Genomic DNA, 16,061 nt, shown 5'->3' on the forward strand with positions numbered 1-16,061 from the left:
GGGGGAAAGGTAGCTGAACACACCGTCTTGGTGCCGGTCATCTCCGCGCATCGTGGGCTCCTCCGAAAAGTTCCGGAGCATCGTACAACGATGAGTGATCACGTCAACGGGAAAATGAAGGGTTTTTCAGCATCCTGCTAGTCACCGCCTCCGGGCTATGGGACGCCTCCGGGAACCCGGCTTCGAATGCGAACGACGGCAATACCGGGACGAGTTCGGCGTGCGAAGGAGCCACAGGCTATTGCGCCATCGCCAGCGACTGGAGCGGAGGCCAGGCGGTCGGGAATTATCTTCAGATCGATCTGGGAGCCGTCATGAGCGTGAAGAGCGTCACGGTGTACGGACGGCGGGACACCGCGCTCAGCCAGGGACGGAACCTCAACTTGAAGACGTCGAGCGACGGCACGAGCTGGACTACGACGTTCATGGCCGACGCGACGAGTCCCTCCGGTTTCACGGTGTCCACCGCCACCGTCGCTCGATACGTCCGGGTCGAGACGACCTCCGCCGTCTACCTCTCTTTGTATGAAATCGTCGTGACCGGCTCTCCCTATGTCGACTGCGGCACGAGTTGCAGCGACCTGGCGCTCAACAAGACCGCGACGGCCTCGGGGCTGTGGAGCCCCGACAATCCTGCTTCGAAGGTCAACGACGGGAACACCGGGACGACTTCGGCGTGCGAGGGGGCCGCCGGGTACTGTGCCATCGCCAGCGATCCGAATCGAAACCAGGCGATCGGGAACTTCCTGCAGATCGACCTGGGCGCCGTCGTGAGCGTGAAGAGCGTCACGGTGTACGGCAGGCGGGACGCGGCGCTCAGCCAGGGCCAGAACCTGAACCTGCGCCTCTCCACGGACGGTACCAGCTGGAGCACTTGGTTCATGGCGGACACGACGAGCCCCTCCGGCTATACCGTGAACACAACGGCCCCCGCGCGCTACGTCCGCGTCGAGACCACCACGGTGGTCTACCTTTCGCTCTACGAGATCGTCGTCACCGGATTCCCTTCGACGACGCTGCCCTACGTGGATTGCGGCTCGAATTGCGCCAACCTGGCGCTCGGCAAAACAGTCAGCGCCTCGGGGCTGTGGGATGCGGCGAACAATCCGGCGTGGAAGGCCAACGACGGCAACTCCGGCGCGAATCCGGCATGCGAGGGAGCCGGTGGATACTGCGCCATAGCGAGCGATCCGAATCGAAACCAGGCGATCGGGAACTATCTTCAAGTCGATCTGGGCGCGCCCATGAGCGTGAAGAGCGTCACGGTGTACGGACGGCGGGACGCGGCGCTGACCCAGGGCCAGAACCTGAACTTGAAGCTCTCTCGGGACGGCACGAACTGGACCACGACCTACATGATGGACACGACGAGTCCGTCCGGGCTCACCGTTTCGACCACCGCGGCGGCACGTTACGTGCGGGTGGAGACGACGACTGTGGTCTATCTTTCGCTCTACGAGATCGTCGTGACGGGCACGACGAGCACCGGCGCGCAGCTGGAAGGCCCGCAGAGCAACCCCTGCGTCCCGGACGTGCCGGCGGCCTTCGCGCGGCTGCGGCATTACGGCGACACGATTCAGATCTCGCACAACGGGCTCGCTTCCGACTACACGCAGCCCGTGGGGACGACTTCGCATCACTTCCAGGGGATCCAGCGTCTGCGGGCGCCTGGGAACTACGTGGCGATCTCGGGGGCGGACCCCGCTGATCTCTTCATTGGAGTGATGGGCAGCCGGAATCCGACCCCCGGGAGTCCCTGGTCGTCGAACTATCTGACCAACCTGGCGAACGATAAGCTGTTGAGCCGCACTCCGGTGACCGGCGCGCCGCACGCCGGGGGGCTCAGCGTCATTGGCGACGTCTTAGCGGTTCCCCTTCAGTGGAGCGGAACGACGCAGGTCGTGTTCTACGATGTGTCGAACCCCACTTCGATCGTGCGGCTGCCTCCGGTTCTCTCCAGCTCGAACGACAACCTCGGAGCGGTGGCGATCACGAAGCTGCAGAACGGTCAGTTCCTGCTCGGGGCGCACGACTCGCTGAGCCCTCAAACGCTGGACTGGTATCTCTCGACCGGGACCGATCTTTCCGCGACGGGCTGGACCTACCAGAGCCGAAACGTCCTGATCGCCGGCTATCAGAACATCAACCTCATCAATCAATGCGACGGGCACGTCTACATGGCCGCGAGCTTCGATCAAGCCTTCGGAGGAGGGTGGCTGGGAGACGACCGCCGGCTGCGGCTCTATGATATCGCGATGAGCGGCACCTCGGTGACTAACGTGGGGCAGATCATGAACCTGCAGATGCAGTGCGGGACCGACGGGTGCGAGTTCGCCGCGGCCAGCGGGACGTACGTGGCTCCGAACGGGAACGTCTTCGCGTACAGCTCGCGCGGGTTCATCAGCGGCGACCACATCAACTTCGTCGAGTTCGAGCCGATTCCGCCGCCGGCTCCCGTGTCGACCACCAACGACTCCTACGTGATCTTCTCGAAGGACGCCGGGATGAACCCCGACGTCCAGAGCATGGCGATCCACTTCTACGATCCCAATTGGTACTGGTACCACATGAACGATGGCTTCGGGTATGGGAGCCTGGACAATCAGATCTCGTCGATGGTTTATTCGATCCCCGAGAGCCATTCGCTCGTCCTGTTCGACGGACCGACGCTGGGCGGCGCCATGCTGTTCCAGCTGAGCGGGCCCGGTTCCTACGACAACCTGGCCAACCTCGGCGTGAACGACCGGATCGAGTCGGCCTGGCTGCACAGCAAATCCTCGGGGTTCATCCACTTCTTCGACGGCGCCAACTTCACGAACAAGTTCCCGACCAATTTCTGGATCTCCGCGGGGGCGCAGTATTCCAACCTTTCGGTCGTCGGGATGAACAACAACATCTCTTCGATCCGCTACCAGGGCGCGCCGGGGATTGCCTGCGAGCTTTATCACGACATCAACTTCGTGAACAAGTGTGGGACGATCGGGGACACGGGAGGAGTGATTCTTGAAAGGGCCACTCTTTCCACGGGAGCCCCCGCTCCCATTCAGTGCGCGGACAATCAGATCTCCTCGATTCGCTGCGCCCGGATCATCATCCTGCCATGAGAAGGAGCGAACCCGACCTCATCGGCGAACCGTACAAGGGCGCGGCGGTCTGACTCGATGGGCTGATAGAGAAGACCCCGGTAAACGATTCCGTCTGCATCAGGGGACCCCGTTCGCGGGGTCTCCTTTTTTGTAGGCTTGGATTCTGTTTCCTTTGCACATCTTCCGGGATGCGGTGTATGAGAGAGGTGATGACACATACCGTGCTTCCCGACAGCGCCCTGTCCCCGACGGCCTCCGCGCCGCGATGCGAAAGCGTGGAAAGCCGTCCCTCGGGCGATTGGAGGCTGGAGGAGTTGGTCGAGGCGGTCCGGCGGGGAGCACCCGGCGCGGCGGAGGAGCTGTGGTCGAGCCAGGCGCGCCGGCTGATCCGGGCGGCGGTAGCGCTCGGCGTTTCCATCGAAGAGGCGGAGGACGTGGTGCAGGAGACTCTTCTGTCCGCTTTCCGGAGCTTCCACCGGTTCGACCGCTCGAAAGCATCATTCCAGGTCTGGACCCATCGGATCCTGGTGAACGGGACTTCGAACTGGCATCGGGCGCGCAGGCGTCTGCGCATGGCGCTGGCGCAGCTTGGCGGCCAGCAGCGGGAAGCGAGCTTTCTCCTGCCCGACGAAGTGCTCGCGGCGCAGGAAGCGAAGCGCACCCTCGACCGGCTCACCGCCGACTTGAGCCCGGTGCGGCGCAGGGTCTGGGTGATGACGCAGGTTTCAGGCCTGTCGATGCGCGAAACGGCCGAGGCGCTCGGCATGCGCGAGGCGACCGTCCGGTCCCACCTGCGCCATGCCCGCGCCGCCCTGGCGCACGCCGCGAGCGGAAAGGAGAAACCGTGAACGGGCAAGACAATCCCCTGTTGCGGGCCGTGGACGAGCTGACCGAATTCGTGAAGACGCCGCGGCCGCCCCACGACCTCGCGTGGGAGATGAAGAGAAGAAAGAGCGGGAAGAAAGCCTACTCTTGGACGATCGCCGCGACGCTCCTCGCGGGGCTGGCGCTGATCGGAGTGCGGTCGCTCCGGGAGCGGCCCCGACCGGCCGGGACGCCCGTCTTCCCGCAATTCGTCGTCGAGCGGCTGCGCGTCCGGGGGGCCGCCGTGCGACCGGAGGTGATGGAGGTGGCCGGCGCCGGCGCTCTCGTGCTGGTGATGCCGCCCCTGCGCGGGGACGTCGGCCCGAAACACGCCACGCCGCCCGCGACGGCCCTCCTCGGCGGACCCATCGTTCTTGCCCAACCCTGACGGAGGCATCGTGATGCGAAGCAATTCCCTGTCGATCGGCCGGATGGGCGCCCTGTTCCTGGCTCTTCTGACGCTTTCCCCCGCCGCTCCCGGAGCGCCGGCGGGAAGCGGAGAAAGCGAGTCCCTCTATCATCTCCGATTCCTGCGCGCGCGTCTGAACGGCGGCGCGGACGGATCGGCCCTGTTCAGCACTCCGGAAACGGTCGTGCCGCTGTCGGCGCGCGAGCTGTGGGGCCACGCCGACCAGACCGAGGCGCTGCGCCAAGCGCTCGGCGTGAAGCAGATCGAATCGCTGCCCGGCGTCGTCGTCCACGACGGAGTTGCCGCCGGTGGAGGACCGCATCGTTTTCGCACGGCGCTCGGCGAAGCGCCGGTGGAGGTTTCGTTCCAGGCGCAGGCGCTGGACGCGGGCTGGAGCCGCGTCTCCCTGCGCGCCGAGACCGCCCGCGGCGTGGAGCTGCTCGACGCCGTGCTGCGCATGTCGTCCGGGGGCACGGTGGCCGTCGTCGTTCCGCTGTCGGTCCCGGCGGGGGATGCTCTCATCATCGGGGTGACTCCGCTGCCTCGGGGAAGCGGTCCCGATCTTGGCAAAATCCCCTACGCGGGCTGGGAGAACGTGACCAGCCCGCAGCTTGTATCGAAGACCGACATCCCGTACCCCGAACGGGCCAAACAGGAGCACATCGAGGGGAAGATCGTCCTGCAGGCGGTGATCCGCAAGGATGGAGTGCCCGACGGAATCGTCGTCCTGCGGATGCCGGAGAGGGGAGAGTGGCTGGCCGGCAGCGCCGTGGAGGCGATCAGCAACTGGCGCTACCAGCCGGCAACGCGTGAAGGCGTGCCCGTCGACGTCCGTTTCACGATCGTCGTGGATTTCGAGATCACGAAGGACCGCTGACCCCTACTCGTAGCGCCCTGCTCGGTTTGGGGTTGGCCTTCGTTCTGATGCATCGCGAGGCGAGTGGTTCCTTCGAGCGCCTGCTTGGACCGGATCATCCAAGCACTTCAAGCGCTCGTCATAACCTGGCGGAGGCTCTCGAAGGGCAGGTCGCTTCGCTGAATCAGAGGGCCTGTTGCGAAGAGTAGTCGAAGGAAGAACGCGTGTCTTCGGTCACGATCATGTGCTGACCCTGGGTTCGGAATCGCTGCTCGCCCGCGTGGTGGGGGAGAACAAACGGTACGACGAGGCCGAAGAGCTCTATCAAAAAGTGCTCGAGGACAAGCGCCGGGTGCTCGGTCCGCTGAATGCGTACACTCTCTCCACCCAGTACAACCTGGCGGCGACGACCTATTGGGATCAGGGTCGGTTCGCGGAAGCGGACCGGTTGCGGCGCGAAACCTACGGGCTCGCTCGCAAAGCAAGCAACGCCTTGATAGCCGGATTGAGCTCCTACGCGATCGCGTGCATCGCGGCTCGCCGAGGACGCAAGCCGGAGGCGCTCGCATGGCTTCGCAAATCGCTCGACAGCGGCATCGTGGTCGATCCAGCGATGGACAAGGATGCGGACCTGGCCTCCCTGCGCGGCGATCCGGAATTCGAGCGACTCTCCGCGGCTGCGAGACGCGACGCCGCCAAGCCGCCGCCTCAAAGCCGCTGAAACAAAGCGGGCATTTCCCTCGTTTTCATCCAGGTCGCATGGAATGATCTCCGGACGCGCCCGGAAGAGCAGCTTCACGACATAGGGTGGGGCCTGTCGGGCGGAATGACCGAAACGTCCAGTGAAGCCGCCGGAAAGGTAATCGGGTGAGCCTTCCAGGAAGCAGTCCGACTCGCAAGGGAACGATGACTGCAATCCGGATCGTGGAAATCGCCCGCGCACCGGTGACGCCGGCCCTGGCCAGGCGCAGCCCGGCGAGGTGCCACCCACGGCTGAAACCGATGCGTGACCTGCGCCGCCGGATCGTCCTCGCCATCCTGGACATGTCGTTTTCGCTGCCCGCCATGGCGCAGCGGACGGAGCTCAAGCACTTCGACAAGGAGCTGGCATCTCACGAAGTGCCCGTGGAGTACACGGACGCCGGAATGACGGCCCTGATCGATCTGATCCGGAGCGACCTGGCCGGCATGCCAACCGAAGAGGCTGAGGCCGGCGGCGACGATCGGGAAAAGCTCGAGCGCTTGGCCGGCGCCATCGCCGGCGCGCTGGACCGCTTCGCGACGATCGCCGCCTCCGGCGATGCCGCCGCCAAAGCGGCCGCCTTTCCGGCGCTCAAGTCGATGCTCTACAGCATGCGCAGCGAGGTTCTCGGGAAGCGCAAGACGAACAAGCTCGCGGTTGCTTTCGGCATCCTCGGCAACCTCTCGCTGAAGCTGCCCTACCTGTCCCCAGAGGAGCGAAGGCGGCCCCTCTCCCTGGCCCAGGCGAAGCTCGAGGCCGCCAATCTCGAAGACCCTCAGGCCGGCAAGGTCTATCGAGTGCCCGCCGACCTCACAGGCCTCACTGCGGAACAGGTGTCGCGACTGGGCGTTCGCGGCGACAACTACCTGTGGCACACCGAGAACGAGCTGCGGCAATTGAAGGCGCGGCACGGAACGGCCTGGAAGGCGCTCGAAGCCCGCCTCGAGAGTCGCGCCGCCGAGTCGCTCCAGGCTCCTTATTCCCTGGATCGGGCGCGTCGGGTCCTCCTCTTCGGGCGCATCCGATCCGAGGCCTCGTCCCCGAAGATCGAGACGCGCGATCTCTACGGACAGGAATGGAAGGTCAAGTGGGGCGAAGAGGTTCAGACCGAACCGCTCGCCAACCGTCTGTACGTCGAGCTGGGAGGGAAGTTCGAAGATCTCGTGTATGCCAACAAGGGCGGCCGTCTCGACCTGGTGCTCGTGCTGAGCGAGCCGGGTCAGGACGGCGGCGGTTCTCATTGTGACAGCATCCCGACGCTCGACCAGTTGCGGCGCTGTCTGCTGCGTTCGACGTACAAGTTCGACATCTCGGCGCACGTCCTGGAGCATGGCGTCCTCACCGAGGAGATCCTGCGACAGGAGCCGTTCGCTTCCCTCCCGGTCGAGAAGAAGGGCCTCCTCGGCCGCGGCTATGTGACCTTCAACGAGTCGCTCGTCGAGTTCCAGGCGGGGGACGGGGGGCTCCAGCGCCTGGGGCCGGCGCCGATGAGCTCGGGCGGAGCTCTCGACGATCGGGTCAAGCGCGGCCTGGCGATTCTCAGCTACTGGATCCAGAACAAGGATGTCAAGGACGACAACAATCGAGGCCTCATCGATCGCCGCTCCGCGAGCTACGTCGAGTACATGCACGATATGGGGGCTTCACTCGGGGGTTTGAAGATCTCGGGCAATCCCAATCTGCTGAAGGTGGGGGACGCGTACGCGCGCCGGCGGGGCGGCAAGGTGAAGTTCACAGCCAACATGCTCTACGTCCCCAAGGTGTTCGATCACGTGAGCTATGCGGATGCGGCGTGGATGGCGCGGAAGATCGGCAACCTGTCGCGCGACGAGATCCTGGCGGCCGTGGCCGCCACCCGATGGCCCGACTTCCAGCAGGAAGTCATGGCGAGCCGTTTGATCGCCCGGCGCAACGCGATTGTCCGCATGCTCGACGTCGGCGCGGCCCTTTCCTACGACGTGGCGCCGAAGGTCGTCGCGCTGAGCACGCCCGCCGAGCGCCGCGCGGCCGTCGCCCGCTACCACCTGTCGATTGCGACCCAAGGAGACGAGCGCCAGGCGGTGGCCTTGCTCGAGGAATTCATGCGGCATTGCGGGATCCCCATCGACGGCGGCGAGGCGAGGTTCGAGGACCCGGTAGACCGATGGGAGATCCAGCGGAAGGTCAAGGGCTCGGAAGCCGTCCTGGCGACCAACGATTGCGAGAAGAGCGTGATCGTCGCCCTGCTCGAGCGCACGCTTCACCCGGCGGGACTGGCGCGGCGGGTGTCTCGCCGTTCCGATGACAAGCCTCTCAAAACATGCCAGCCGACCCCGAAGACTCTCGGCATTCGCTAACCCGTTGCCTCTGCTTGACGAGAATATTGAACGGCCCCTCGAGAGCCTCTCGTGGCGAAAAGCGTGATTATGCGTTCGATCCATGCTTGACCTCGGGGCGAATGAAACATAGCGGTGCAAGGTGCATGAATCACGAGCCTTCGGTCGAGCTCGATGAGAGGCGCTGAACGATCGAAACGTCGCGATCCACGGTATGTTGACAAGGGTCGCGACAAAGGATAACGTTCAACACAACGCGTGAGGCATGGTGCCCACGCGATTTTGACCCGCTGGGAGCGAATGCCCCGGCGAGAAGGAGCCATGATGCACTCCTCCGTTCCGCTTCCCCTCGTCTATCGTTGGAAGAATGCACGTCTCATGGCGGCTTGCGGCGTCCCGCTTGGCTGCGGTCCCTCGGTGCGCGAAGAAATGTCCGACCCGGGTCTTCTCGCGTCGGGGTTCGCCGAGGGCCTCGAAGGAGGAGTGTTCGGCGTGAGACGACCGCTTCGCCTCTTGACCTACAAGCTCGGCCTAAGCGAACCGCAGGTCACCGAAATGGCCAAGATCCTGAACGATCTGAAGACCGAACGAGCTCAGGCGGCCGTCGACGACCGGCGCACGCTCACGGCCTTCGCGGACGCCCTCACCGGTGAAGCTTTCGGCGAGGCGCTCGCGGATCAGGGGTCCGAGCTTCGCAAGAAGGGGGCCGAACGCCTCGGGCAGGCGGTCGTCAAGGCGCTTGGTCGAATTCACAAGCTGCTCGATCCGGAGCAGCGCGAGCGCCTCGCCCACTTGATTCGCACCGGCACCTTGTTACTCTGAGCCCAAGCTCGCAAGCGATTGCGTGGCGGCCGACCGATTCGAAGCCGGTAAGCTCGACAGGACCCGTTTCGCGATCGATCGGCCGCCTCCGGAGCTCGATTTTCGGGACGGGGGTCTCTTGACGGCGCGGTAACCGCAATCGTGCGCCAGGAATCTCAGCCAGGAGAGCCTAATGACCGGCAAGTTTCCCCCTTCTCCCTACGACTGGGCGGGCGGCATGCCGGCGTTGGAGCGCCTGATGACCCGCTTCTACGAGCACGTTGCCGCGGATCCCCTCTTGCGGGACGTTTTCGCGCGAGTGGGTCCGGGGCACGCCCATCTTGTCGCGCAGTTCATCGCGGAAGTCCTGGGCGGCCCGCGGCACTACAGCGAGGCTCAGGGTGGCCATCCCCATATGATCCAGCAACATTTGAACCGGCAGCTCACTCAAGTACAGCGCCGTCGCTGGATGGATCTGCTCCTGGCGACTGCCGATGAGGTAGGACTTCCGGACGATCCTGAATTCCGGTCGGCGCTGGTGGGGTACCTGGAATGGGGCTCGCGGCTCGCCGTCCTCAACTCGCAGCCGGGCGCGCAGGCGGATCCACATGCCCCCATGCCTCGCTGGGGTTGGGGTGTGCCCGGCGGCCCCTATGAGGCGAAGAAGGAAGAGTGAATCGATTGGCAATCATCCGCTGTCCTCCCATCGCTCGCTGTTTGCGCGGAGCGGGCTGCAGCATGCTGACGCGGTTGCCTTCGGTATCGAGGAACGAGACGTACCGTCCTACTCCCGGTATCTCCATCGGCTCGCCGAGCACCTTGCGGCCCGCGGACGCCACGTCCTTGACCGCTTCCTTGATGTCGTCCACGGCGATGACGACCGAAGGATGCTGGTCGGGCCACTCCGAAGAGTCGTGCTGACGAATGAACCGCTATCTTCCAAGGATGGTTTCCCGCGATCGCCGTCATGCGGCCGGCCGTTGCTTCCGCTTCCTCCGGATCAATGCATCCGCGCTCCAGGGGCCGCCGCCGTGCGCCGCGAAGAGCAGGAAGATGAAGCAGAACAGCACCGCCGGCTCGCCGTGATTCTGGATAGGCCAGAAACCGTTCGGCTGGTGGAACTGGAAATAGGCGACCGCCATTTCACCCGAAAGGATGAAGGCCACGGGCTTGGTGAAAAGTCCCAGCAGGATCGCCGCGCCGCCGTAAAACTCCAGCACGCCTCCAATCCATGTCTGCGACAAGAAGGGGGGATGGCCCCCGAACTGGGCGGGCACGCCGCCGAACCAATCGAAGATCTTCGTGCTCCCGGCCTGCAGAAACAGCAGGCCGGCCACGACGCGCAGCAAGAAAAGCGTGATTTGTTTGGGCCGTTCCATGTTCATGGATCCCTCCTCTCGGGGCGTTTTTCGATCCCGTGGTCGCGCTAATCCTACACAACCGGAAAATATTTCGTGTCGATACGCCTTTTCTGATTCGTGAGCCATGGCTCCCCACCACCCGGGACCTATATTTCCCCCGTGCACATTCTTTTCCTGTGGGTTGGAATCCCGTTCATCGCGGTTGGAGCGCTGATCGTCCTCGGCGAAATGAAAGCGCGGCGTGGCGCCATCGCGGTGCGGGGCCGAGTCGTCGGTTTCTCCAGCCAGCCAGGCGACTCGGGCAACTCCTACCACGTCGTGGCCGAATACGAAGGCCTCGACGGCCGAGGGCGGCTCATCGAAAGCGCCATCGGCTGCTCTGTGCCGATCAGCCGGGTCGGAGACGCGCTTCAGGTGTTGGTGCGGCCGGAGGAGCCCGACAACGCGCTCGTCAAGTCGTCCGCGACGTATGTCCTTGGAATCACGCTGGCGTCGATGGGAGCGGTGTGCTGCTGGATCTTCTTCGCGACGTTCCGTGCCGACCTCTTCAGCATTCTCACGTCCGTCGGGGTGACGGCCTTCGGCGCGTACAAGGTGCGCGGTCTCGCCACCAAGGCGCCGGTTTCGCTGCGCGCCTGGATGGCGCTCAAAGACAAGGCGATCCGCGGGCGGGTGGTGGCTGCGGAGTCGAGGGGTCAGATCGCTTGGGCGGATGCCGCCACCCTGCAGGCCGCCATCCGGCGGCAGCAGAGAACCAATCGATTCGCCTGGCCCGTGCTGGTCCTGGGTGGCGCAGGTCTGCTCGTCCTCGGCCTGCATCTCCACCGGAGCACGTCCGCGTTCCTCGCCCGGGCCGTTCCCGCGACCGGTCGCGTCGTCGAGCTCGCGGAGAACGATTCAAGCGATGGCGTCACCTACGCTCCGGTCGTCGAGTTCGAGACTCGAGGCGAGCGTCACCGGTTCAAGGACACGGTCAGCTCGAACCCTCCAAGCTACCGCACGGGCGACGTGGTGCAAGTCTTCTACGATCCCGCCGAGGCGCGGAAGGCGCGCGTCGACCGGGGGTCTGGAATCGGGCCATCCCTCTCCTGGTGGGAGCGCTGGGGGCGCTTCTCGTCCTTGGCGCCCTCTGGGTTCGTCCCCGTAGAAACGCCTGAGCCTCGGCGACTTGAATCTTGTTAGTGCGGGAATTTCCGGGCCCGTTTCCCGATTGCAGAGAGGGAGTTGGGGCGGACTTTCTTTTGCCTTTGCCAGGTGCTCTCTTCGTCCCCGCGTGCTAGGATCCGGTTCATCATGAATCCCCAATCGGTCGCCAGCGTCCTGACGGAGATTGCCGAGACCGCCTCGGAGACCCTGGAGCTCCAGGAGGTCTTCAACCGGGTCGCGGCGTCCGTGCGCCGGCTCATTCCCTTTGACAACATCGTGGTGATCCGCGTGGACGGGGAAAATGCCGTGGCGCATGCGACCACCGTCCAATGCCAGAAGGACGACAGCGGATGCCTGGGACCCACGCCTTTGATTGCCTGGTCGCCACGCCTGCGTCCGCGCGCGGGCTCGATTCCTCGGATCGACGACACCGAGACGGAGCTGGACCCGTCGTTCGCGCTTGATGCGAAGCTCCTGAGTCGCGGCGTCCGTTCGTTGCTCTGGGAGCCGTTCCGCTCGGGAGAGACCTTCCTCGGCGGCGTCGTGCTCAGCGCCTTCAGCCCGCGCGCCTTCACCGACGAGCACCAGGAGAGTCTCCGGCCGATCGCGGCGCTCTTGGGCTCGGCCGTGGAGCATTGGAGGATCTGGGACGCGGAGCGGCGGCGCCGAGAGCGGCTGGACCGCCTCGAAGCGCTTCTGGGAGATTTCGCGGAATCGCTGGACGTGGGGGAGGTGTTCGGCCGGATGTCGGAAACGCTCAAGCCGGTGCTGCCGCACGACCTGATGGCCCTGACGGAGGTGGATCCTCGCGCCCGCGAGTTCCGGCTCGTCGCGATCGCCGGCGAGTCCGACCTGCCGCGGCCGCCGAGCCGTGTCAAACTCATGGAGGAGGAGACGGAGCGCCACGCGCTGGATTTCGAGATTCACCAGGACCTGCAGGCCGAGCTGCGGCCCGACACGGAGCGCAACCGCGTCCTTCTCGGCACCGGCATGCGCTCCTGGATTCGGGTCCCCGTCCGGATGTCGGGGGAGGTCCGGGGGGTCGTCGCCATCTTGCATCGCGAGCCCGGGCGCTACGGAGTGGAAGACGCGGAAGTCGCCCGCCGCATCGCCGACCGGATCGCCCTGGTGCGCTCTCATAGCGAGCTGGCTGAGAAGATTCGCCTCGCAACCGAAGCGCGGGAGCACGCGGCGAGACTCGAAGCGACGGTCCAGAGCCTCACCCGCGAGCTGGAGGCCCACGGCCGGGGCCGCGTGATCGGCGTCTCCCGTTCCTGGAAGGAGGTCCTTCTGCAGGTCGGGCGTGTGGCGGCGTCGGAGACCACCGTCCTGATCACCGGCGAGTCCGGCACGGGCAAGGAAGTCGTTTCCCGCCTGATCCACCAAGGCTCGCCCCGCTCCGAGAAGCCGTTCGTTGCCATCAACTGCGCCGCGCTCCCCGAGCAGCTTCTGGAATCGGAGCTGTTCGGCCACGAGAGGGGGGCGTTCACGGGAGCGGTCACTTCCAAGATCGGACGCCTGGAGCAGGCCGCGGGAGGCACGCTGTTCCTCGACGAGATCGCGGAAATGAGCCCCGTCGTGCAGGCGAAGTTTCTGCGGCTGCTTCAGGAGCGGGAGTTCCAGCGAGTGGGCGGCACGCGGGTGCTGAGGGCCGACGTCCGGGTGATCGCGGCAACCAACCGGGACCTGTCGGCGGCGATCGCCGGCGGGCAATTCCGCGAGGACCTGTACTACCGGCTGAACGTGTTCGAGATCCAGGTTCCGCCGCTGCGGGCGCGCGGGGAAGACATCCTGCCGCTGGCCGAGGCGTTCGTGGAGGACCTGGGAAAGACGATGGGTCGCCCGGCGGCGGGGATCTCGCGCGACGCGCGGGAATGGCTTCTCGCCTATCCGTGGCCGGGGAACGTGCGCGAGCTGCGCAACGCCATCGAGCGGGCGATCCTGCTTTGCGACGGCGGCCTCATCAGCCACGAGCACCTTCCCGCGGCCATCGGCCGGCCCGAGGCCGTGCGCTTCAGCAATGGCAACGGCTTGCAGGCGGCGAGCGCCGGCGACGCGTTTCCGGCCGGCGTCCGGCTCGCGGTCGTGGAGCGTGACTTGGTGGAGAAAGCGCTGCAGAATGCCCGGGGGAACAAGTCCCAGGCGGCCCGCCTCCTCGGCCTGACCCGCTCGCAGCTCTATTCCCGCATGCAGAAATACGGCGTCAGCTGACGTTTCCTTCCTGAATCCCGTTCCTTCGATTTCTCCTCTCGCGCCACGTTCGCGCCCGTCTCATCCCCGAGCTGATTCGCCGGCGGCGTCCGGGAAACGCCTCACGCATCCGGAGCTCCGGTGCCGGCCGGGGACTCGCCTGGCCCGCCGCGAACTCGCAGCGCCCGTCTCGAAGCTCCAGGTCGACGCTCAGCGTGAGTCCCAACATCCGGCCCGCCGCCGCAGACAATCGCGCAAGCTGCAGATTTTTCGACAGCAGCCCTCGTCCTGTTCCCGACTTGCGACGCGCTGACATCGTCCCGCCCGGCCCCGAAACGCAGCGAGCGCAATGACTTGCGTGCCGACGCGGACCACGCCGCCGCATGGCATGGGTCTTGGTATGGAGGGGATGGCAGGAAGCGGAGGAAGAGAAGATGAGTCAGCGAGGCGTGGAACGGGTAATAGGAAGGTTAGTGACGGATGAAGAGTTCCGCCGGCAGTTCGCGGAGGATCCACGAAAGGTGCTCTTGGAGGTAATCGGGTGCGGGTGCGGCCTGGAGCTAACGAATCTGGAGATACAGGCGCTCGCGTCCCTCGATCTCCGCAGCCTTGCGCGGCTCGCCGAATCGATCGATCCGCGCATCCAGAAGATCTGCGTGGAGGGACTCAAGCCGTGAGAATCGCCTGGTGGATAGCCCCGGCGCTCGCCCTGCCGCTTGCCATTGCGGCCCACGCGGCGGAACAGGAGCGTCCTCTAAAGCTCGACGAAGCGATCGTGCTGGCTTTGGAAAAGAACGAAGCCATCATCATCGAGAGGGAATCGCTCGCTTCCGCGCAGGCGTCCGTCGCGGGAGCGCGGGGAGCTTACGACCCGGTGCTGGACCTGCGCTCCGACTGGGAACGCGCCACGCTCCCGGTGAATTCGGCCTTTTCGGGGGCGCCGGCGGGGAAGGCAGCGCCTACCAGCGAGGCAGCGGGGGCCGAAGCTTCGGTCAGACAGCTTCTTCCCACCGGCGGAGCGGTGAGCCTCTCCGCGGCGGCGTCGCGCGCGACCACCGACGGCGCCTTCGCGCTCCTATCGCCGGCCTACGCCACGCAGGTGGGAATCGAAGCGCGGCAGCCTCTCCTGCGGGACCGGGCGACGGACCCGGCGCGCTCGGCGATCCGGATCGCCGCCTCCGACCGGAAGCGGGCGGCGGCTTCCTTGCGAAGCGAGATCAACGAGACCCTGGCCAGGGTGGAGTCGGCCTATTGGACTCTGGTCGCGGCCCGGCGCGACGTCGTCGTGCGTGAAGAGGCGGTCCGCCTGGCGGCCGAGCAGCTCGAAGAGACGCGCATCCGGGCCGAGAAGGGGGCGGCCCCGGAGACCGAGATCGCGCAGCCCAGGGCCGAGCTGGAGCGCCGGCGCGGCGAGGTCTTCGCGTCGCGCGAGGCGGCCGCGCGGGCGGAGAGCGCCTTGAAGGTCTTGATCCTGGTGGACGCCGACGCGGCATGGTCGGAGCCCTTCGCGCCCACGGACGAGCCCGAGGTCGAAGTGATCCCCGTGAAGCTCGATGAGGTGATCGAGCGGGCGCTGGCGTCCAGGCCGGAGCTGGATGCCTCGCGGGCGCTGCTGGAGCGGCGGAAGACCGAGTCCGCTCTGGCGCGGGACGCCATCCGCCCCGCCCTCGATTTCGTGGCTTCCTACGATCGATTCGGCCTCAGCGGCTCCGCCAACCCCGCCGGGTCGGGCCTTCCGGGACTGCCGATCCTCGTCCCCGACGGCATGGAAGGGAAGTGGGGGAGATCGTTCGGCATGCTCGAGGAGGATCGCTTCGACGATGCCCGGTTGGGCCTGGAGTTCCGCGTTCCGGTCGGGAACCGCGCCGCGAAGGCGGGAGCGGCGGAGGCCGGGAGCGCCCAGCGGCAGGCCGAGGCGGACCTGTCCCGCGCGCGAAAGACGGTACGGGCCGAGGTCCTCGACGCCGCGGCGGCGCTGGAGACGGCGGGAGGGAGGATCGAGGCGTCCCGGAGCGCGCGCGAGGCGGCGGAGGTGCAGCTTCGCTCCGAGATCGACCGGTACGCCGCGGGCCTCTCGACCAACTTCCTCGTCCTCACGCGCCAGAACGATCTCTCGCGGGCGCGACTCGACGAGATCGCGGCGCTCACCGACTATCGGAAGGCCCAGGCGGAGATGGGGAGGGCGACGGGATCGCTGGTGGCGGATCGACACATTGAAATCGATGGGACGACGGCCGGAGAGAACCGATGACGGTGATGCGGCGTCTCATCTTCGTTCTCAGGGAGGATGC

At 65.9% G+C, this 16,061-nt stretch carries 12 protein-coding genes and 1 pseudogene; 12 read left to right on the top strand and 1 reads right to left on the bottom strand.

All coding sequences use genetic code 11. The annotated features are described in order from the left end of the window. Window positions 1-134: 134 nt before the first annotated feature. The 8 genes and pseudogenes from VGR67_11995 (at window position 135) to VGR67_12030 (ending at window position 9,749) form a co-directional block, all read left to right on the top strand. Window positions 135-3,104, top strand: coding sequence for a discoidin domain-containing protein (locus VGR67_11995; GenBank protein HEV8337131.1), 2,970 nt, complete (start codon window positions 135-137; stop codon window positions 3,102-3,104). Window positions 3,105-3,283: 179 nt separating this feature from the next. Continuing rightward, the gene (locus tag VGR67_12000) at window positions 3,284-3,934 is read left to right on the top strand and encodes an RNA polymerase sigma factor (GenBank protein HEV8337132.1); all 651 of its coding nucleotides are present in this window, start codon (window positions 3,284-3,286) and stop codon (window positions 3,932-3,934) included. Further along, window positions 3,931-4,338: a hypothetical protein gene (locus tag VGR67_12005; protein HEV8337133.1), complete on the top strand. Its 408-nt coding sequence runs from the start codon at window positions 3,931-3,933 to the stop codon at window positions 4,336-4,338. The genes VGR67_12000 and VGR67_12005 overlap by 4 nt, the downstream gene beginning before the upstream one ends. 13 nt (window positions 4,339-4,351) lie before the next feature. Then, complete coding sequence (locus tag VGR67_12010; GenBank protein ID HEV8337134.1) at window positions 4,352-5,236, top strand: energy transducer TonB; 885 nt, start codon at window positions 4,352-4,354, stop codon at window positions 5,234-5,236. Window positions 5,237-5,387: 151 nt separating this feature from the next. Further along, window positions 5,388-5,936 (top strand): annotated as a pseudogene (locus VGR67_12015) (tetratricopeptide repeat protein). Window positions 5,937-6,121: 185 nt separating this feature from the next. Next, window positions 6,122-8,293, top strand: a complete 2,172-nt coding sequence (locus VGR67_12020; GenBank protein ID HEV8337135.1) for a hypothetical protein — start codon at window positions 6,122-6,124, stop codon at window positions 8,291-8,293. A gap of 492 nt (window positions 8,294-8,785) precedes the next feature. Further along, window positions 8,786-9,094 carry a hypothetical protein gene (locus tag VGR67_12025; protein HEV8337136.1) on the top strand — a complete coding sequence of 103 codons (309 nt, stop codon included), beginning with the start codon at window positions 8,786-8,788 and terminating at the stop codon, window positions 9,092-9,094. 172 nt (window positions 9,095-9,266) lie between these two features. Beyond that, complete coding sequence (locus tag VGR67_12030; protein HEV8337137.1) at window positions 9,267-9,749, top strand: group II truncated hemoglobin; 483 nt, start codon at window positions 9,267-9,269, stop codon at window positions 9,747-9,749. 289 nt (window positions 9,750-10,038) lie between these two features. Here the strand turns inward: VGR67_12030 and VGR67_12035 are convergent, their stop codons facing one another. After that, window positions 10,039-10,452: a DoxX family protein gene (locus tag VGR67_12035; GenBank protein ID HEV8337138.1), complete on the bottom strand. Its 414-nt coding sequence runs from the start codon at window positions 10,450-10,452 to the stop codon at window positions 10,039-10,041. A 141-nt stretch (window positions 10,453-10,593) separates the two neighbouring features. Here VGR67_12035 and VGR67_12040 point away from each other — a divergent pair, with 141 nt between their 5' ends. The 4 genes from VGR67_12040 to VGR67_12055 all read left to right on the top strand — a co-directional run bounded on the left by VGR67_12040 (window position 10,594) and on the right by VGR67_12055 (window position 16,021). Continuing rightward, window positions 10,594-11,616 carry a DUF3592 domain-containing protein gene (locus VGR67_12040; protein HEV8337139.1) on the top strand — a complete coding sequence of 341 codons (1,023 nt, stop codon included), beginning with the start codon at window positions 10,594-10,596 and terminating at the stop codon, window positions 11,614-11,616. A 111-nt stretch (window positions 11,617-11,727) separates the two neighbouring features. Then, window positions 11,728-13,791 carry a sigma 54-interacting transcriptional regulator gene (locus VGR67_12045; GenBank protein HEV8337140.1) on the top strand — a complete coding sequence of 688 codons (2,064 nt, stop codon included), beginning with the start codon at window positions 11,728-11,730 and terminating at the stop codon, window positions 13,789-13,791. A 413-nt stretch (window positions 13,792-14,204) separates the two neighbouring features. After that, window positions 14,205-14,447, top strand: a complete 243-nt coding sequence (locus VGR67_12050; protein HEV8337141.1) for an Os1348 family NHLP clan protein — start codon at window positions 14,205-14,207, stop codon at window positions 14,445-14,447. After that, entirely contained in the window at window positions 14,444-16,021 is a 1,578-nt protein-coding gene (locus tag VGR67_12055; GenBank protein HEV8337142.1) for a TolC family protein, read from the top strand. Before VGR67_12050 ends, VGR67_12055 begins: the two co-directional genes overlap by 4 nt. The last annotated feature ends 40 nt before the right edge of the window (window positions 16,022-16,061 follow it).

Source organism: Candidatus Polarisedimenticolia bacterium (assembly GCA_036004685.1).
Classification (GTDB): Bacteria; Acidobacteriota; Polarisedimenticolia; order Gp22-AA2; family AA152; genus DASYRE01.

Excerpts from the sequence above, each read along its gene's own strand:
- VGR67_12000 (HEV8337132.1), top strand. The coding sequence starts at position 3,284 with ATGAGAGAGGTGATGACACATACCGTGCTTCCCGACAGCGCCCTGTCC.
- VGR67_12010 (HEV8337134.1), top strand. The coding sequence starts at position 4,352 with ATGCGAAGCAATTCCCTGTCGATCGGCCGGATGGGCGCCCTGTTCCTG.
- VGR67_12020 (HEV8337135.1), top strand. The coding sequence starts at position 6,122 with ATGACTGCAATCCGGATCGTGGAAATCGCCCGCGCACCGGTGACGCCG.
- VGR67_12030 (HEV8337137.1), top strand. The coding sequence starts at position 9,267 with ATGACCGGCAAGTTTCCCCCTTCTCCCTACGACTGGGCGGGCGGCATG.
- VGR67_12035 (HEV8337138.1), bottom strand. The coding sequence starts at position 10,452 with ATGGAACGGCCCAAACAAATCACGCTTTTCTTGCTGCGCGTCGTGGCC.
- VGR67_12045 (HEV8337140.1), top strand. The coding sequence starts at position 11,728 with ATGAATCCCCAATCGGTCGCCAGCGTCCTGACGGAGATTGCCGAGACC.
- VGR67_12050 (HEV8337141.1), top strand. The coding sequence starts at position 14,205 with ATGAGTCAGCGAGGCGTGGAACGGGTAATAGGAAGGTTAGTGACGGAT.